The sequence below is a fragment of the Streptomyces sp. rh34 genome (assembly GCF_002551245.1).
GTDB lineage: Bacteria > Actinomycetota > Actinomycetes > Streptomycetales > Streptomycetaceae > Streptomyces.
In genome coordinates, this window is the sequence record NZ_NTGZ01000482.1 from 1 (window position 1) to 2,240 (window position 2,240).

The 2,240-nt window shown below is 73.2% G+C and carries 2 pseudogenes; one reads left to right on the top strand and one right to left on the bottom strand.

From position 1 onward, the window contains the following. Positions 1-812 (bottom strand): annotated as a pseudogene (locus CR470_RS37465) (asparagine synthase-related protein); the annotation flags it as partial. Between the two features lie 854 nt (positions 813-1,666). Here CR470_RS37465 and CR470_RS37470 point away from each other — a divergent pair. Further along, positions 1,667-2,240, top strand: a pseudogene (locus tag CR470_RS37470) (sporulation protein); the annotation flags it as partial.

The window sequence follows — 2,240 nt, forward strand, 5'->3', positions numbered from 1 at the left end:
TCTGCCTGGCCAGCCCGCTCAGAGATGTGTATAAGAGACAGGCCCATGCCGGGGACGGGCCCCGGGTCCGGCGGCTGGGTTTCCGGCGCGTGGCGCGGGGCCGTGAGCCGGGCGCGTACGGCTTCGACGAGCGCGTCCCGTACGCCCTCCACGGCGTGCACCGGGTCGGCCTGGGGTGCGGCGACGGCGAGCGAGGCGACGGCCTCGTACCCGGTGATCTCCCGCGAGCCCTCCCGGAGGATGAGCGCGTGGCCCGGCGGGACCCGCTTCACGCCGACGTAGGGTGTGCCGTCGCCGAGGGCCTCGGGGGTCTCCGGGCAGGCGAGCAGGGCGGCGAGGTGCCCGATGTCGAGCTGGGCCTCGATGAGGTCGGCGAGCGGCAGGGCGGCGGTGGCGAAGGCGGTGCCGTTGGCCCAGGGGGTGTGGAAGACGGGCCGGGCTCCGGCCAGGTCGCCCGCGACGGTGATGCGGCGGCCGATCTGCACGACGGCGGTGTAACTGCCGGGCCAGGCGGTGAGATGGCGCATCGCGCCGCCCCGCGCGGCGAGCAGCCCGACGCGCAGCTGCTCGTCGGTGGCGCCGCAGCAGCCGAGGACCGCGAGGCGGGCGGTGGGCGCCCCTTCGGGGGTCGCGACGCCGATGACGCGGATCTCGTCGGGCCTCCAGTCGCCGACCGCCCACAGCGGATCCGGGTCTCCCCACAGGAGTTGGGAGCCCACGGGGTGAACCGTGCGCCCCTCTCCGCCGTTTCCGACGGCGCCGACAGTGCCGAAGCTCGCGGCGATACTGCTCCATCCCACCAACCAACGCATCGCCGCCTCCACAGGCTGTGGACAAACGGCGCACTTGACGAGCGAAACGCCGCTGCGGGACATGCTGCCACGACAATGCCGCACGAGAGGGTGTACGGGCAGCGCACGCCGGAAGAGCATGCGCCCCTGGCAAAGGCCCGACGCGATCTTCACCGCGACGACAACAACGGAACTGTCGGTTCCGGGAGTTCCGGAGGCGGGGCCGTCCGGTCTCCGCGCCGCCCCGGCCCGCCCCCGTGGAAGGGGAAGGGCCGGCGCCGCCCGGAAACAGCGCTGATATCCGGCCATAGTCGGACCATTGGCCAGACCTTCACCGGACCGTCGCTATTCGGCCATTCTCTCGAAGCGCCACCCTGCGCGCATGTCGCGCCGCACCCCCCTGGCGGACCCTTCCACGCACAGTCCGGGAGGTGGGCCTCACCTCCCGGACCGGTCCACCGCCCGCGGGGAATGGAGCGGCGGTTTCCCCCAGCCCACTGAGTCCAGTGCAGCGGGCCGACCCACGCAGGTCCCAGACAAGCCTTCCGGCGATCGCCGGGCCAGAGCGCACGGCCGGGCGCACGGCCACACACCGGGAGCACGCCGCACCCCGGTCCGCGCGCCGCCGTGCGGGGGGCCCGGACCACCCGCACGGACAACAATCCCGCCATCCGGACGTCTGCCCCTTAACGGTAGGGATAGGGAGAACTACGCTGTGTTTACTGGTGTTCTCAGCAGGGGGGCATATTCCTCGGGGCTCGGCCACATGCGTGTGCAGGCGGAGTACGGAGGTTCGAACCTGGGGAGGCATCGGTACGAATGCCGCGCGCCGCCCTCGGTGACGCGGCGGCTGTCTGTGTGTCGAGGGGTGGCGCATGTCCAGGGAGCAACGCGGGCCGAACGAGAAGCTCGGCACGGTTCTCGCCCTCGCGGGAATCAGTAACGCCGGGCTCGCCCGGCGGGTCAACGACCTCGGAGCACAGCGCGGTCTGACACTTCGCTACGACAAGACCTCGGTGGCCCGGTGGGTCGCCAAGGGAATGGTGCCGCAGGGAGCGGCGCCGCATCTCATCGCCGCGGCGATCGGGGCCAAGCTCGGCCGGCCCGTCCCGCTGCACGAGATCGGCCTCGCGGACGCGGACCCGGCCCCGGAGGTCGGCCTCGCCTTCCCCCGGGACGTGGGCGAGGCGGTCCGGTCGGCGACCGAGCTGTACCGCCTGGATCTGGCCGGGCGGCGGGGCGGCGGCGGGATCTGGCAGTCCCTGGCGGGATCGTTCTCGGTGAGCGCCTACGCGACGCCCGCGTCGCGCTGGCTGATAACCCCCGCCGATCCGTCGGTGGCCCGGGACCCGACGGCGGCGCAGGCAGCGATCCTCGGGGCGCGCGGCGGCGGGTCCGGGAGCCCCGGCGGGGCCGGCACCCTGTCTCTTATACACATCTCTGAGCGGG